The organism is uncultured Campylobacter sp., from assembly GCF_937981295.1.
GTDB lineage: Bacteria > Campylobacterota > Campylobacteria > Campylobacterales > Campylobacteraceae > Campylobacter_B.
Window position 1 is genome coordinate 1 of the sequence record NZ_CALJPC010000012.1, and the last position, 1090, is coordinate 1090.

General features: G+C 44.2%; 1 protein-coding gene. It reads left to right on the forward strand.

The genetic code is table 11. From position 1 onward, the window contains the following. Nucleotides 1-185: 185 nt before the first annotated feature. The coding region (locus Q0135_RS01130) for a hypothetical protein (RefSeq protein WP_297987583.1) at nucleotides 186-1090 on the forward strand (905 nt) is incomplete at its 3' end.

Sequence of the window (1090 nt, forward strand, 5' to 3'; positions counted from 1 at the left end):
AACGCTGCGCGCACGCTTGAGCATCTGCCCGTCGAGATCGATATGGATCCCGTAAACTTCGGCTAGACGAAGCTTTTAAAATTCGAGCGAAATTTTATCCGCCACGGACGCCTTTTTGCAGCGTTTGTTTGCGGAGTGGGCTAAAAAAGAGTGGCAAAATTTCGGGTAAAATTTAAGGAGACGATTTGAGCGATAATTTAGATGAGCTAAGAGAAGCCTTACGCGGAAGGCACGCGAAGGCGCCTCGCAAATCGCAGATAGATAGTGATAAGCCTGATGCTTGCGATCTGAATTTAAAACTAGATGGCTCGGAGCTTGCAGATGATAGCGCAGAAACGTATACCGACAAGGACGCGAGCCTTTCGAGCAAGGATAATACCATAATCATAGATTATGACAGAGCCCCATTAATCATAACGGATCATCTCTATCGCGATTACGTTAAATATCAATTCCCTGCGATGTGCTGCGTATTTTTAATATTTTTGTTTTTTGCCGTCATCGTGGTGGGGCCGCCAGAGCTAGGCGTATTGCGAATGTTTATCCTAGTGCCCTTGCCGCTCATAGAGGCGGCTAGGCGCGAGGGCGAAGCATATTTCGTGATGACGAACTCTACCGTCGCGTATTATAAAAAGGGCGAAATTGTGAAATTTTTTGAGCTACAAAAGATCGGTGCGATGGCGGTTAGCTTCGATTGCAGATGGAGTTGGAGGCAGCAAATGCCGTTAGCCCTTAAGATCGTTATCGCCGTTTGGGTTTTACTCGCGCTTAAGTTTGGCGGAGACGACAAAAGCGTGAGTGTTAATATTAGAAATATAGTTTGTATTTTTACTATGGTACTTACCTTGCTTTACGGCTCTAAGATATTTATGCATCTACATAATGGCAGCCTCGGATTTTTCGGCATTCACGATCAGCTTGTGCTATATAAAGAAAACGCCAGCGTCGATATAATGAATATTTTGATGGCAAACAAAGATGAATACGTGCAGCTACGGGAGTATTTCTTAGCCGTGCTAAATGTCGATATAGACGAGCTACGGCGCACGATGTCGGTTTTCGATGAAAAGATAGAATTTAAGAAATTTAA